This is a genomic window from Alteromonas sp. PRIM-21 (assembly GCF_027563165.1).
Lineage (GTDB): Bacteria > Pseudomonadota > Gammaproteobacteria > Enterobacterales > Alteromonadaceae > Alteromonas > Alteromonas macleodii_A.
The window spans coordinates 981,827-995,703 of record NZ_JADOEK010000001.1; the positions used below are offsets into that span (position 1 = coordinate 981,827).

Genomic DNA, 13,877 nt, shown 5'->3' on the forward strand with positions numbered 1-13,877 from the left:
CCCTCAAGACATTCACGTTAAAGGGCCGGAATTTTCTGGTCTTTTTTGTTTATCAGCCGTAGGATCTACCATACAGTACAGGTATGGTTTTTAACTCAGTCATGCCATTTTAATTACGCGCTAGCGTATGGGCCAACAACCATATGAGCCAACAACCATATGAGTGAAAAGTAGGGACGTAAATGGACGCATTAACATTATTACTTAATAGAAGTTCTCAGCCTCGGCTGGAAGCACCTGCGCCAAGTGGTGATGCCTTGGAAAATATCATGCAGGCAGCCCTTCGAGCGCCAGATCACGCGTGCTTAACGCCGTGGCGTTTCATTGTATGTACAGGTAAGGGCCTAGATAAACTGGGTGCCCTTTATGAGCAGTCAGCGATAAAAAATGAAAAGACGCAAAAGGAAATTGAGCGTGCAGTGCAACTCCCGAAGCGCGCGCCTATGATAATTGTTGCTATTGCAAAACACAAAGAACACGAAAAAGTGCCCCGTGTTGAGCAAATTGCTTCTGCAAGCTGTGGTGTTATGGCCATGCAAATGGCTGCAGTTGCACAGGGATTTAATGGAATGTGGCGTACTGGTGGCTATGCGCACTGTGAAACAGTGAGAAACGGGTTAGGTTTAAGCGAAGAAGATGAACTAGTGGGTTTCTTATATCTAGGAACGCCGGCGTTTGAACCCGCACCTAAGCCGCAAAGAAATAGTGATGACTACTTTGAATATTGGCAGTAAGTGTTGGTTTTCTCGCTAAGGCATTACAGTAAACGGTATCCATAGCGAGCTGTTGTCAATACGGGTCTGTTGTTGCTAATCCCCAACAACAGACCTAACAACAGATTTGACAGACGTTCTAAAACGATAGATCTACGTTGTAGCCCGCGAACTTTCTTATATTGATAACGCGGTCACCGTCTAGCATCCAATACTGACCTTTAACCCCCTGTAACACGCCGCTAAACGACGGGTCCTTATCAAGATTTAAAGATTTTATCTTAACTGGGTATTCTTCTACAGGATAGTGAATGTCGTGTATCGGCGTAGACACTTCTGAAACGGCTTGAAGCCCTTTCTCTTGTTTTAGCGCCTCTAAATCATTTTCAATTTTGCTCATCAGCTCTGATTTAACCTGCTCTAAGTCGACCTCATCGGGCTTTCCTTTAAGCATAGTGCGCCAATTAGTTTTGTCGGCAATATGGTCTTTGCATAAGGTTTCAACTAGGCCACTTGTCAGCCTGTCAGGCACGCGCAACATAACAGTAGCCTGGGTTGCACCTTGGTCCATCCAGCGTGTAGATACGCCATCTGTGACTTGACGGGTAATACCTACTTTTACGGTACCTGTATTTGCTAAGTAAACAAAGTGTTCGCTAAAGCAATGTTCTTCGCCCCATTGAGGTTCTCTACACGTACCTTCGTGGTAGTGGCACTTTTCTGGTTTAATAATACAACTGTCGCATTGAGCAAGTGAAATTAGGCAGGGGTAGCAATACCCTTGGTTAAAACTTTTCTTAGTTTTACGATTACAATGAACACAGTTAATCTCACCAGAAAAAGTAACGGACACCTCTTTACCGATAAGTTCGTTGATATCCAGTAATGCATCGCCAATAGGCAGTGTATAGTTAACCTTGTTATTTTCGTCAGCAGAGGTACGCATCTTTTTCAGCATACCTGAATAGTTTGTTGTCACTTTTTAAACCTTCATTCTTTGAAATCTTTCTTACTTGGCACTATCGCTACGTTTTAAATAAAGCTACGTTTTAAATAGTGCCTTCAGCGTTAACCTTTTATGTAAGCTTAGTCGCTTAATTCGCCACGCAGATTTTGCGTTAGCAACTTACAGACATCTTCAAAAGGAAGCCCTTTACTTAATAAATAGTGCAGTTTGGCAAGAGCGGCTTCAGGGGTCATATCACTACCTGACAAGACGCCCACTTCCTGCAAACCGTGTCCTGTTGCATAACCCCCCATATTCACGCGACCTCGCATACATTGGGTGCAATTTAAAACCGGTATCTCACGAGATTTAGCGTATTTAAGCTGTGCAATAAGCTCAGGGTTCTGGGGGGCATTCCCCACGCCGTAGCTAAGTAAGATTAGCGCATTTACAGGCTGCTGCAGGGTGTTTTTAATTACCTCTGGTGCTATGCCTGGGTATAAACTCACCATGCCGATAGGCTGTGCTGACACGTTAGATACGGTTAAGTTGTTTGTGGGCGCTTTTGCGAGTTCTCCTGCCTTAAGGCGGATATTAATGCCAGCCTCCAATAGAGGAGGGAAGTTAGGCGAGTCGAATGCGCTAAATCCGTCTGCATCCACTTTACGGCTTCGGTTACCACGTAAAAGTCGGTTATTAAAGAAAAGCCCGACCTCAGCGATAGGAAAGTTCGCGGCTACAAATAACGCATTGAGTAGGTTAACTTGGCCGTCAGAACGAAGCTCAGCTAGAGGGATTTGTGACCCAGTCACTATTACTGGCTTAGACAAGTCCTCTAACATAAAGCTTAGCGCTGAGGCGGTGTAAGCCATTGTGTCAGTGCCATGCAATATAATGAAGCCGTCATACTTGTCGTAGTTATTGGCGATATCATCGGCGATACGCTGCCAATCCGTGGGATCCATATCTGAAGAATCTATGAGATTGTCGTATTCATGGAGCGTAAAAAGGGGCATCTCCGAACGATGAAACTCAGGCATATTTTTAAGCGTATCTGACAGGAAGCCGGCGGCTGGAACGTAGCCTTGTTTAGATGGCTTCATACCAATTGTTCCGCCCGTATAGGCGATATAAATATGTTTGCGCATGCAAATGCTCTTACCCTTCAAAGCCCTTGAAAAAAAGGGACTGCGTATTTTGAGGGCATTCTAACAATACCTGTGGGTTTGTCACCCAGAAATAGGGGCAAAAAAAAGCGGTGAAGACCACCGCTTTATGTCACATTTTTTATTTCACTTCCTTGCCCGCTGCCTGTTGGTCGGCGTGGTAGCTAGAGCGAACCATAGGGCCGCATGCTGCATGGGTGAAGCCAATCTCTTTAGCATAGTCACCTAGAGCATCGAACTCTTTCGGGTGAACATAACGTTTAACCGGGTAGTGGTGACGGCTTGGCTGAAGGTATTGACCTAAAGTAAGCATATCTACATCGTGAGCACGTAAGTCATCAAGTACACCTTGAATCTCTTCGTTTTCTTCACCCATTCCCATCATAAGCCCTGACTTAGTCATAACTTCAGGGTGCTGTGCTTTGAACTTTTTAAGTAAGTCCAGTGACCACTGATAGTTTGCACCTGGACGACACTCGCGGTATAAGCGCGGAATGGTTTCAAGGTTGTGGTTAAATACGTCGGGTACGCCGTTTTTGAAAATCTCAAGCGCACGGTCCATACGTCCACGGAAATCAGGGACTAACACTTCAATGGTTGTCGAAGGGCTGTGTTCGCGAATTGCGTTAATGCAGTCTACGAAATGTTGAGCTCCGCCATCGCGAAGGTCATCGCGGTCAACCGAAGTGATCACCACATAACGCAGGTTCATTTCAGCGATGGTCTTGGCGAGTTTTTCAGGCTCTTCTGCACTAGGCGGAAGCGGCTTACCATGGGCTACGTCGCAGAAAGGGCATCGACGGGTACAAATATCACCTAAAATCATGAAGGTGGCGGTACCGTGATTGAAACACTCTGCTAGGTTAGGGCAGCTTGCTTCTTCACACACAGAGTGAAGATTGTTTTTGCGCAGGGTTTTCTTGATGTGGTCAATTTTCTCGGTAGTGCGAGGAAGTTTGATTTTGATCCACTCAGGCTTGCGCAGCATTTCTTCCTTTTCTGTAGGAATAATGGTGACGGGTATGTGTTTTACTTTTTCATCATCGCGAAGTTTTACCCCCGCTTGAGGTCGTGCGTTACTCATCAAAACCTTCTTTATATGTTGGCTGTGCAAGGGAAAGCGCTTCTAGCAACAGGTGCGTTAATTCCTTACCAGCGGTTTCAAGTGTCGTTGGACCATTAAGGCGCGCGGTATCGATCATTTCCATACCGGCGTAACCACATGGGTTGATACGCTGAAACGGTGATAGGTCCATATTAACATTTAAAGCCAAACCGTGAAACGAGCAGCCATTACGTATTCTTAAACCTAGCGAACAGACTTTCTTCTCGTCGACGTATACCCCAGGCGCGTCGGGCTTTGGATAAGCCCTAACGTCATACTTAGCAAGTAGTCCGACCACTGCTTCTTCCATTGCAGTGACTAAATGGCGTACGCCTAGCTTGCGGCGCTTTATGTTAAGCATCAAATAAATGACTTGCTGGCCTGGACCATGGTAGGTAACTTGACCGCCACGGTCTACCTGAACCACGGGTATATCGCCAGGCATCAGTATGTGCTCAGCTTTACCCGCTTGCCCTTGAGTAAATACCGCATCGTGTTCCACAAGCCATATTTCATCAGTTGTATTCTGGTCGCGCTCATCAGTAAAGCGTTTCATCGCTTCAAAGATTGGCGCATAAGGCTGACGACCTAGTTGACGTACAATAACGCCATCTACGGTAGCCGATGTCGACTGCTCATTCACTTAAAGTACAACCCTAACAAGCTCTAATTTAGCTAACTCAGTGTAAATGGTTTCCATATGCTCTTTACTGGTAACACGCACGCTAACAGACACCGAGTGGTAAGTACCTTTACTGCTTGGTTTCACTGTAGGTGAATAGTCGCCAGGTGCATGCTGTTGAAGACATCCTACTACTTGTTCTGGTAGGTCTTCGTGGGCAACGCCCATTACTTTAAAGGTTTGGTTTGTTGGAAAATCTAGTAGTTCGTCGAAACGGGTATCCATGCGATATCCTTGGTACTTAAAATATCATATAAAAAAACGGCCAGATTGTAACAAATCTGGCCGCTTCACAACTAGCTTTTTAACGTTTTCAGTAAGGTAACTTACTCGTCGTCAAAACCTAGCTGAAGCATAATGTAGTCTTTAGCGCGGTTAAAGAAGCTGCCTTCTTTTACTTCTTGAAGTGTTACCAAAGGGTAACTCGCTACATCTTCACCATCTAGCTGTAGGTAAAGTTTCCCAACAACTTGGCCTTTTGCAAGCGGCGCTTCTAGCTTGTCGTCAAGCTCAAAGTTAGCTTCTAAGTTTGCCGCCTGACCGCGCGGAATAGTAATGGGGGTAGATTGATTAATTCCAAGGTCTACGGTTTCTCTATCACCCATGTAGATACGGTGCGCTACAAAACTGTGACCAGCTTCATATGGCGTTAGTGTTTCGTAAAAACGGAAGCCGTATTTAAGCAGCTTTTTGTTTTCAACTTTACGCGCACGTTCGCTGTCTGTACCCATAACCACTGAGATTAGGCGCATTCCGCCTTGTTCCGCTGAAGTGATTAGGCTGTAACCCGCGTCTGACGTGTGGCCAGTCTTGATACCGTCAACGTTTAAGCTTTTATCCCATAATAGGCTGTTGCGGTTGTATTGCTTAATACCGTTGTAGGTAAACTCTTTTTCGCTGTAAATTTTGTACATTTCTGGTGTCTCAGCAATAAGCGCGCGAGACAACACAGCCATGTCACGTGGTGTAGTGTAGTGGTCTGGGTCGTGCAAGCCGTGTGCGTTTACCCAGTGAGAACTTGTCATACCAAGTGATGCTGAGTGAGCATTCATCATGCTAGCAAACGCAGACTCAGAGCCCGCTACGTGTTCGGCCATTGCAACACAGGCATCGTTTCCTGACTGCACTACGATACCGCGAAGCAAATCACTTACAGAAACCTGTGTTCCTACTTCGATAAACATTTTTGATGAATCTGGGAATTTCTTCGCCCATGCATTTTCAGAAATAGTGACTTCATCGTCCAGACTAATGTTGCCCGCTTGAAGCTCTTTACCAATGACATAAATCGTCATTATTTTGGTTAAGCTTGCTGGTGCAAGCTGCATATCTGCGTTTTTTGACGCAATAACGTTACCGGTTTCATAGTCGGTAAGTAAAAAACCTTCTGCAGCTACAGTGGGGGCTGGCGGTGTCACTACTGCAGCGTTAGCTGTGTGCAGTAATGTCCCCATCACCAAAAAGGCAAATGAAAGTAATGACGGTTTAGCGCGTTGAATTATTCTGAGCATGGTTCTAATTTCTTTGACCGTTTATCCGTGTGAGTTAAAGCTTACCCTGTTATTGCGGTAACCGCGAAGCGAATACCTTAAAACATGGCTACCCAATTTTAGCTTTTATCCAGTTCGTAACCGAACTCTGACTATTTACCCATATTTTCTTTGGGCAATACGAGATCTTAACGAAAGGCTGCTTATAAGACTAGGTTTTATCAAAAAAGTTTAAGGGATAGTAGGGATAAGACGAAGAAACCGTGATATTGCCTGCTGAATGACACAAAGCTGCCACAATGTCGTTGATTTTATGAGCGGGAATAAGCTGGCAAGACAACAAGCTTATATTTTTATGCGGGGGCGCAACCTTCAATGGGTATGTATATCCCCGTACAAAAAAAGCTGGGAGATTGAGTACTCAGTAACAGCTTATAGCGTTTGTGTAATTGCGTAAGCGTTAGGGTAACCGTTTTGCTTTAATTGCTCGAGCACCTCTGCCACGACAGCTTCGTCGTGAATAGGACCAAGCTGGAGTTTATAAATGTTATCAGCTACCGGCAAGTGAGCGGGAATTTGATACAAGGCCGACAGTACGTTGGAAATGGACTTTGCCTTTTCCGCGTTTGAAAGCGCTGCAACTTGTATGTAGACAGCATCGGCAACGGTATTACTGCTTTGTTTAGTTGCTGTTTTTTCAGCTTTTGCTGGGTCAAGAGGGGGCTTAGGCGACGTACTGGCTATCTCAGGAGGAGTTACCGCTATGCCTAAGTACTCATCGTAGGTCACCGTTGGGTTATTGCCTACCGTGACATTGTTTTGTTCGTCAAAATGAATAACTTCCAATTTAACTTTTGCAGTGCCTTTACTGTGATAGCCAAGTTTCACTGCGGCGGCGTAAGATAAATCTATAATCCGGTTGTCATGAAAAGGACCGCGGTCGTTAACGCGAACTATGGCTTGCTTGTTGTTTTCCAAGTTAGTAACGCGTACGTAAGAGGGGAGCGGCAATGTTTTATGAGCTGCGCTCATAGCAAACATGTTATAGGTTTCACCATTTGAGGTTAAATGACCATGAAACTTCTGGCCGTACCAACTTGCATAGCCTATCTCTTCATAGCCTTTACCGCTATTCATAGGCGTATAGTGTTTGCCCAATACTTTATATGGCCTGCTGTTGAACATGCGATAGGCTTCGTATTTGGGGACCGCGTCTAATGTTTCAGGCTTTTTTGCAACATGTTTTGGTGCAGAATCTTGCTGTTGAGTGTATCGGCTAGACTGAGAAGGCGCGCTTTGACACCCTGCTAACAAGATGGCGGTAAATACAGCCGCGCCGCAACGCATAAAGTGTTTACGCGCAAATGCGTTTGGTAAGCTTGCTTGAAATGCGCTTACATTAACTAAATCAAGTACCGAAAAAAGGCGCTGTAACATAAAAGTTATCTAGACATTAAACGTTTTTGAGTGGCAATGGCCATAAGAATGCCAAAACCTGCCATCAAAGTCACCATAGATGTTCCACCAAAACTCACTAAGGGTAAGGGGACGCCTACCACAGGGAGTAGTCCTGAAACCATGCCCATGTTGACAAATACATAAACGAAAAAGGTAAGCGTGATACTACCGCCAAGTAGTTTCGCATAAGCATCTTGTGCGCGACTTGAGATAATCAGTCCGCGCATAATGATAAAAATATAAATTGCCATTAAGCACATGACACCGGTGAGACCAAATTCTTCGCTAAATACAGAAAAAATAAAGTCAGTATGGCGTTCTGGCAAAAACTCTAGCTGCGATTGGGTACCCTGTAGCCAGCCTTTACCGTCAACCCCGCCTGAACCAATGGCAATTTTAGATTGAATAATGTGGTAGCCAGAACCGAGAGGGTCACTCTCTGGGTTCAAAAAGGTGAGAACTCGTTGTTTTTGGTAGTCTTTCATCAAGAAAAACCACATGACAGGCGTAAACGCACCAATAAGCCCGCCGACGATAGAAATAAGTCGCCAGCTCATTCCTGCCAGGAATATGGCAAAGATGCCCGAACTTGCAATGAGCAGTGAGGTGCCTAAATCGGGTTGCTTAGCAATTAGGATGGTGGGCACAACCACCAAGCCAAAACCAACAATGATATGCGTGGTGCGTGGCGGCATGGTGAATTTACTGATATACCACGCCACCATCATAGGTACGGCAAGCTTCATTAATTCAGAGGGCTGAAAACGAATAAAGCCTAAATCGAGCCAGCGCTGTGCGCCTTTACCCATGTCACCAAACAGCAATACGGCTATAAGCATTAATAGGCCAGCAGCATAGGCATAGGTTGAGAAAAACCTAAACACGCCTAAAGGGGCTTGGGCGAGAGCGAACATGACGATAAAACTAAATCCCAGCCTAATAAACTGGCGCTCCATTTGCTCCATATCCTGTCCAGACGCAGAATAGAGCGTAAATAGTCCAACACAACTTAGTACGAGCAGACCAACCAGTAGCCAGCCATCGATGTGAATTCGCTGAAGAAAGCTTATCTTATTAGGGTTTATGGTGGTTCGCTTCACTGGTTTGCCCCTAATTTATTCTCACTACTTGCCGTATTAACGTCGGCAGTTTCAAAAACACGATCTCGAAAGTAAAAGTCCATGATTTGACGTGCGACAGGCGCGGCGTTCTTACTACCACCACCTACGTTTTCAAGTACCACAGTTACCGATATTTCTGGGTCATCAAAAGGTGCAAACCCTACGTACATGGCGTTGTCGCGAAGGCGCTCGTCTATTTTACTGGCGTCGTATTCTTCATTTTGGCCAACCGTAAAGAGCTGCGCTGTACCTGTTTTACCCGCTGAATCATATGGTGTGCCTGCAAACGCATGGCGTGCTCCGCCTTCATCGCCACTTACCACATCGCGCATGGCGTTTAATACCACGTCTAAATTTTCACGGTTTTTAATTTCTATAGGTCGTAGTGACTTAAGTGGGATAAGGTCAACAGAGCTATCTGTATTCATATATCCGCGAATAATTTGAGGGATATAGCGTTCGCCGGCATTAATTAACGTGTTAACTGATGTGTTTAATTGCACAGGGGTAGTGGTCCAGTAACTTTGGCCTATACCGACAGGTATAGTGTCGCCAATGTACCAAGGTTGATTGAATCGTGCGCGCTTCCAGCCTCGGCTTGGCATATTCGCGTCTGATTCTTCATAAAGATCGATACCGGTAAAATCTCCGAAGCCGAATTCATACATAGACTCACTAATTTTATCGATACCTAACTTGTAGGCCAGTTCGTAGTAGTAGGTGTCACAAGACACCTCAATGGCTTTCGAGACATCTACTTTACCATGGCCCCATCGACGCCAGTCACGCCAAACATGGGATACATTAGGTAATTTGTAGCGACCTGTATCGTTAACCGTATAGTCTTTTGTAATAACGCCTTCTTCAAGACCAACAAAACCTAAATGAGGTTTGATGGTTGAAGCAGGAGGGTATTGACCTTGAGTAGCACGGTTAATAAGTGGCCGGTCTGGTGAATTCAACAGCGCAGAATAATTTTTACTGCTGATACCGTGCACGAATAAATTCGGGTCGTAGCTGGGGTTAGAATATAGGGCAAGCACGCCACCGGTTTTAACATCGGTTACGACTACTGCGCCGCGCATACCTTCTATTATTCGCTGAGCCTCTAACTGAAGCTCAAGGTCTAGGTTAAGCACTATATCTTTGCCCGGCGTTGGCGGTTCAACACTCAGCACACGAATGATTCGGCCCTGATTGTTTACTTCAACCTGCTGATAGCCGACTTTACCGTGCAGTAATTCTTCGTGGTATTTCTCAATACCTAATTTCCCAATATCATGAGTTGCCGCGTAATTATCTTCTTGTCCTGCTTCAACAAGCTTTTGTAAGTCGCGTTTATTAATACGTGCCACATAACCGAGGGCGTGAGTGAGGGTTTCTTTGTACGGATAATGTCTAGCTAGACGGGCTTCAATTTGTACGCCCGGAAATTTGTGTTTGCTGGCAGAAAAAAGCGCGACTTCCTCTTCGCTTAATTGTGTGCGAAGGGCTACGGGTTTAAATCGACGGGTACCTTTAAGCGTTGACTGAAAGCGCTCTAGCTCATCGCTTGTGATGTCCATTAATTCGGTTAGATCAGCAAGGGTCTGGTCAATATCATCGACCTGTTCGGGAATGACTTCTAAGCTAAAAACCGGGCGGTTTTCCGCTAAAAGTACACCATTTCGGTCGTAAATAAGACCGCGGTTTGGTGCTATGGGTAAAACTTTTATTCGATTACCGTTAGAGCGGGTTTGGTAATCTTCAAATTGGGTAACCTGTAAAGAATAGAGGTTGTTTAGCACAATGCCCAACATGGCTACAACGATAATAAAAGCGATAGTCGCGCGGCGAGCGAACAAGTTCGCTTCAGCTGAATGATCGCGAATTGCTTGTCGTTTTCGAGGCATTGACTTCCTTTGCATTAGTGTAGCGATTTCTTATTCACGGTGGTACGGGTGATTTTGCGTGACCGACCATGCGCGGTATAGGCTTTCGGTAAGAATAATTCGAACAAGAGGGTGGGGGAGCGTAAGGGCTGATAAGGACCATTTCTGTTCCGACGCCGCGATACACTCAGGCGCCAATCCTTCAGGCCCGCCGATAAGAAGGCTTACATCGCGCCCGTCCATTTTCCAATTGTTGAGTTGTTTAGCCAGTGTAGGGGTGTCCCAAGGCTTGCCCGTTACTTCTAAGGTAACAATGCGGTTTCCCTTAGGAATAGCAGCCAGCATTTGCTCGCCTTCTTTTTCTAAAATGCGCTTTATATCGGCGTTCTTACCCCGTTTGCCAGCGGGAATTTCAGTGAATGACACCGGCATATCGTTGGGAAATCGACGAATAAATTCTTCAACGCCTGTGTTAACCCAGCCTGGCATCTTTGTTCCGACCGCCACAATTTGTATACGCACTTAATGTACCCTTACCGCAGGAATTAGTTTTTCTCTTATACAATAAAGGCCATACGCTAATGAGGTATGGCCTTTATCGACCGTGTAGCTATGTATTTCTAGCCGGCGTCTAAATTACTGCGCCCACAGTTTTTCTAACTGATAGAAGTCACGGGTTTCGTCCTGCATAACGTGCAAGATAACATCACCAAAATCAACAAGAACCCATTCACCTGTTTCTTTACCTTCCACACTACCAGGAGCATGACCGGCATTTTTTGCTTCAACCATTACGTTTTCAGCAATAGAAGATACGTGGCGTTTAGAGTTACCCGAACAAATGATCATGGTATCTGTAATTGTTGATTTGCCGCGAACGTCTAGTTCGATAACATCACGGCCTTTCATGTCGTCAATTTTGTCTTTAACAAACTGTTTGAGCTGTTGACTCTCCAAGAGCTTTCCTCACTTACTTAACTTTTATATAACTGATGTTCGTTTATGTAGGCTAATACGCTTTCTTCTAGCCAAGACTCGGCAGAAGTAGCCTTTAAAGCGTTTGGCGCATTCGCTTCGTCAGACGTGGCAGCATCTGCTAATACGTCACGAATTTCAGTAGATGAAACACTATACAGTGGCGTGTTGGTCAACACTACATGGCCTGTAGGCTTCGTGTGAATAACATTTTTATCGTTAGTCACATGACGATCTAACCAAGCTTGTATCGCAGGGGGAGGCGAAAATTCTTCGTCGTCTCTGCGCATAACCACTAAGTGACAGTAATCGAGCAGGTCTTCCCACTCGTACCATTTATCCAGATTATACAGTGAATCTGCGCCAATGAAAAAACAGATTGTATCATTGCTTTTTTCTCTCAACGCTCGCAGTGTTTTTACCGTGTAAGAGGGTGACGGGAGCGTCAGTTCAATTAACTCTGGAATAAGTCTGTCATTGTTTTGAGCACAAAGTTCAATCATTCTTACCCGGTGGGTTTCTGAAACGCCTACCGACTTATGGGGGGCTAATTTACACGGCATTAGATAAACGCGCTCAATACCCACTTCATCAGCGGCTTTCAATGCAGCACCAATATGACCTTTATGTGGTGGGTTAAAAGTACCGCCTAGGATAGCTTTTACGTGTTGGTTTGATTGAGAAGAGCGTGATTGACTCACTAGTTTGTTTACCTTGTCCGAACCTTGTCTATACCTTGTTCATACTTTATATGGCTTTTACGCTTGTAACAGCGGGATTTCACGAAGATCTATGCCCATGAACATCATGCAAAGGTGACACATTTCAACATAGGGCCGGGCGATTACATTTTGTTTAAATGCATGGTCAGCTCGCGTAAGTGCTTTTTGTATGTCTTCGAGCTGTGCAAGGCTCAAACGATTTAATGCACTTTGATAAAAACCTTGCCTATTGCGCCATATACCAAACTTTTGCCACTGTATAGGCGTTCCGCTTTGCTGAGCTAGTTTTAGCTTCCATAGCTGCTCCCATTCACGCACAAGCGCCCAGATAATAATGTTTGGCTCTAGACCTTCGCTTTCTAATCGATAGAGCATTTTGATACAGCGAGTGCTGTCACCGCTAAGCATCACGTCAACCAGTTGGAACACGTTAAAGCGCGATTGGTCCACCATAGCCTGCTCAATTTGCTCATCTGATATAGATTGCTGCGGATAGAGCAGCGCAAGCTTGTCAATTTCCTGCTTGGCGGCCAGCATGTTGCCTTCACAAAAATCGGCAATCATTTTGGCGCCTGATGCGGTCACGGAAAGCTTATGGGCGTTGAGCTGTTGATTCAACCACGCGTTTAGCTGCTTACCTTCCAACGGATAGCAAAGCACCGATACGCCCAGTTCATCAAGAACCTTAAACCATTTGCCACGCTGTACGTCTTTACCTATTTTAGGGCCGTGAACGAGCAACAGAATATCGGGGTTTAAAGACGCCGCGACTTCTTGCAGCATTTTGCTGCCTTCAGTGCCAGGCTTTCCTGTGGGTAGCTCTAATTCAATAAACTGCTGGCTAGAAAAAAGCGACATGCTTTGCGTAGCTTCTATTAACTGGTTCCAGTTGAAGCCTGTTTCAGCAACAAGCACAGTGCGTTCTTCAAAACCTTTAGCCTTCGCTTTGGCGCGAATTTGTTCAATAACATCAAATTTTTGCTGTGGCTCGTCTCCAAACACCAAATAGCATGGACGTAATGCCTTTGAAATATCTTGGCTAAATTGGTTTGGATAAATTTGCATGAAAAGTTCTGATGTCTATTTGATTTATAATGACGATACGTTAGGCGCAGCAACTGCCTGACTAGAAAGGCGTCTAATCATAATATCTGCTGCCTCGTTGCGCATTTCGCTTAACATTAGTTCAAGTTCACGAGACTTTGCCAACACTTGGTCCGGATCGTCTTGATAGTCACGTACCACTTCAAATTGGGCCATCACCGCTTCTTTACCGGGAAATTTAACACGATAACGAACTACGTAAATAAGCTCGTACTCAGCAACTTGTCCCGACGGATAAACAGACAGCAGCTGGCGCTCTAATTTCTCTGGTAGCAAGTATATGTTTACGTGTTGATTAGAGCGGGTTGTTTTATCCACGTTAACACTGGATAAACCATAAACGTTAAGGCGTTTATCGAGCGCACGCGCAAGGGGCGCGTGTGCTCGAGCACTTTCAATGGCAACCGTGTTAATGTCGTCAGGTAGGCTAGGGCTGCTTCGCAAATGAAAACCACAGCCTGTAACCAAAACGGTAGCCAACACAGCGACTACAAATTGTAAGTGCTTTTTCATCGCCATCTGAC

General features: G+C 45.2%; 15 protein-coding genes. 1 reads left to right on the plus strand and 14 read right to left on the minus strand.

Annotated features, from left to right (window positions below):
- The first annotated feature begins 182 nt into the window (after window positions 1–182).
- Window positions 183–734: an NAD(P)H nitroreductase gene (locus IW644_RS04200; RefSeq protein WP_179983309.1), complete on the plus strand. Its 552-nt coding sequence runs from the start codon at window positions 183–185 to the stop codon at window positions 732–734.
- 118 nt (window positions 735–852) lie between these two features.
- Here the strand turns inward: IW644_RS04200 and IW644_RS04205 are convergent, their stop codons facing one another.
- The 14 genes from IW644_RS04205 to IW644_RS04270 form a co-directional block, all read right to left on the minus strand.
- Window positions 853–1,692, minus strand: a complete 840-nt coding sequence (locus tag IW644_RS04205) for a DUF2797 domain-containing protein (RefSeq protein ID WP_269916517.1) — start codon at window positions 1,690–1,692, stop codon at window positions 853–855.
- A 107-nt stretch (window positions 1,693–1,799) separates the two neighbouring features.
- On the minus strand, window positions 1,800–2,807 hold the full coding sequence (ansA, locus tag IW644_RS04210; RefSeq protein ID WP_179983311.1) for an asparaginase: 1,008 nt from the start codon (window positions 2,805–2,807) through the stop codon (window positions 1,800–1,802).
- A gap of 139 nt (window positions 2,808–2,946) precedes the next feature.
- Window positions 2,947–3,909 (minus strand): lipoyl synthase, encoded by a 963-nt coding sequence (gene lipA, locus IW644_RS04215; protein ID WP_269916518.1) that lies wholly within the window; start codon window positions 3,907–3,909, stop codon window positions 2,947–2,949.
- On the minus strand, window positions 3,902–4,486 hold the full coding sequence (gene lipB, locus IW644_RS04220) for a lipoyl(octanoyl) transferase LipB (RefSeq protein WP_442864425.1): 585 nt from the start codon (window positions 4,484–4,486) through the stop codon (window positions 3,902–3,904). The genes lipA and lipB overlap by 8 nt, the downstream gene beginning before the upstream one ends.
- An 87-nt stretch (window positions 4,487–4,573) precedes the next feature.
- Complete coding sequence (gene ybeD, locus IW644_RS04225; RefSeq protein WP_269916520.1) at window positions 4,574–4,837, minus strand: DUF493 family protein YbeD; 264 nt, start codon at window positions 4,835–4,837, stop codon at window positions 4,574–4,576.
- 101 nt (window positions 4,838–4,938) lie between these two features.
- On the minus strand, window positions 4,939–6,123 hold the full coding sequence (locus IW644_RS04230; RefSeq protein ID WP_179983315.1) for a D-alanyl-D-alanine carboxypeptidase family protein: 1,185 nt from the start codon (window positions 6,121–6,123) through the stop codon (window positions 4,939–4,941).
- A 411-nt stretch (window positions 6,124–6,534) separates the two neighbouring features.
- A complete protein-coding gene (locus tag IW644_RS04235; protein WP_269916521.1) occupies window positions 6,535–7,539 on the minus strand; it encodes a septal ring lytic transglycosylase RlpA family protein in 1,005 nt (334 codons plus the stop codon).
- Between the two features lie 5 nt (window positions 7,540–7,544).
- Window positions 7,545–8,660, minus strand: a complete 1,116-nt coding sequence (gene rodA, locus IW644_RS04240) for a rod shape-determining protein RodA (protein WP_269916522.1) — start codon at window positions 8,658–8,660, stop codon at window positions 7,545–7,547.
- A complete protein-coding gene (gene mrdA, locus IW644_RS04245; protein WP_269916523.1) occupies window positions 8,657–10,573 on the minus strand; it encodes a penicillin-binding protein 2 in 1,917 nt (638 codons plus the stop codon). Before mrdA ends, rodA begins: the two co-directional genes overlap by 4 nt.
- Before the next feature lie 30 nt (window positions 10,574–10,603).
- A complete protein-coding gene (rlmH, locus tag IW644_RS04250) occupies window positions 10,604–11,074 on the minus strand; it encodes a 23S rRNA (pseudouridine(1915)-N(3))-methyltransferase RlmH (protein ID WP_269916524.1) in 471 nt (156 codons plus the stop codon).
- Window positions 11,075–11,188: 114 nt separating this feature from the next.
- Complete coding sequence (gene rsfS, locus IW644_RS04255) at window positions 11,189–11,509, minus strand: ribosome silencing factor (protein WP_118495087.1); 321 nt, start codon at window positions 11,507–11,509, stop codon at window positions 11,189–11,191.
- Window positions 11,510–11,526: 17 nt separating this feature from the next.
- A complete protein-coding gene (nadD, locus tag IW644_RS04260; protein WP_269916525.1) occupies window positions 11,527–12,228 on the minus strand; it encodes a nicotinate (nicotinamide) nucleotide adenylyltransferase in 702 nt (233 codons plus the stop codon).
- A 57-nt stretch (window positions 12,229–12,285) separates the two neighbouring features.
- Window positions 12,286–13,314, minus strand: coding sequence for a DNA polymerase III subunit delta (holA, locus tag IW644_RS04265; protein ID WP_269916526.1), 1,029 nt, complete (start codon window positions 13,312–13,314; stop codon window positions 12,286–12,288).
- Between the two features lie 24 nt (window positions 13,315–13,338).
- Window positions 13,339–13,866: an LPS-assembly lipoprotein LptE gene (locus tag IW644_RS04270; protein WP_269916527.1), complete on the minus strand. Its 528-nt coding sequence runs from the start codon at window positions 13,864–13,866 to the stop codon at window positions 13,339–13,341.
- Between the last annotated feature and the right edge of the window lie 11 nt (window positions 13,867–13,877).

Excerpts from the sequence above, each read along its gene's own strand:
- IW644_RS04235 (WP_269916521.1), bottom strand. The coding sequence starts at position 7,539 with ATGTTACAGCGCCTTTTTTCGGTACTTGATTTAGTTAATGTAAGCGCA.
- holA (WP_269916526.1), bottom strand. The coding sequence starts at position 13,314 with ATGCAAATTTATCCAAACCAATTTAGCCAAGATATTTCAAAGGCATTA.
- ybeD (WP_269916520.1), bottom strand. The coding sequence starts at position 4,837 with ATGGATACCCGTTTCGACGAACTACTAGATTTTCCAACAAACCAAACC.
- IW644_RS04230 (WP_179983315.1), bottom strand. The coding sequence starts at position 6,123 with ATGCTCAGAATAATTCAACGCGCTAAACCGTCATTACTTTCATTTGCC.
- mrdA (WP_269916523.1), bottom strand. The coding sequence starts at position 10,573 with ATGCCTCGAAAACGACAAGCAATTCGCGATCATTCAGCTGAAGCGAAC.
- lipB (WP_442864425.1), bottom strand. The coding sequence starts at position 4,486 with ATGAAACGCTTTACTGATGAGCGCGACCAGAATACAACTGATGAAATA.
- ansA (WP_179983311.1), bottom strand. The coding sequence starts at position 2,807 with ATGCGCAAACATATTTATATCGCCTATACGGGCGGAACAATTGGTATG.
- IW644_RS04270 (WP_269916527.1), bottom strand. The coding sequence starts at position 13,866 with ATGAAAAAGCACTTACAATTTGTAGTCGCTGTGTTGGCTACCGTTTTG.
- lipA (WP_269916518.1), bottom strand. The coding sequence starts at position 3,909 with ATGAGTAACGCACGACCTCAAGCGGGGGTAAAACTTCGCGATGATGAA.
- IW644_RS04200 (WP_179983309.1), top strand. The coding sequence starts at position 183 with ATGGACGCATTAACATTATTACTTAATAGAAGTTCTCAGCCTCGGCTG.